Below are 349 nucleotides of genomic sequence, written 5' to 3'. Positions count from 1 at the left end.
TTCCTTTTCCTATCAAACAGAACCATATGAATCGAACGGAACCGATCAGCGTAACAGTTGTGAGGACCGGACGGGCTCGAAGCCCATGCATTTTTGGACGGAGAGTTCGATCCTGGCTCAGGATGAACGCTGGCGGCGCGCCTAACACATGCAAGTCGAACGGCACCTGCCCTCGGGCAGAAGCGAGTGGCGAACGGCTGAGTAACACGTGGAGAACCTGCCCCCTCCCCCGTGCTCAGGATGAACGCTGGCGGCGCGCCTAACACATGCAAGTCGAACGGCACCCCTCCTCGGAGGGAAGCGAGTGGCGAACGGCTGAGTAACACGTGGAGAACCTGCCCCCTCCCCC

At 60.2% G+C, this 349-nt stretch carries 1 rRNA gene; it reads left to right on the top strand.

Going from position 1 to position 349, the window contains the following annotated elements:
* Positions 1–94: 94 nt before the first annotated feature.
* Positions 95–349, top strand: a 16S ribosomal RNA gene (locus DWX63_RS07085); the annotation flags it as partial.

It is taken from the genome of Collinsella sp. AF20-14LB (genome assembly GCF_003459505.1).
Lineage (GTDB): Bacteria > Actinomycetota > Coriobacteriia > Coriobacteriales > Coriobacteriaceae > Collinsella.
This window is presented reverse-complemented; position numbering and strand designations above follow the sequence as displayed.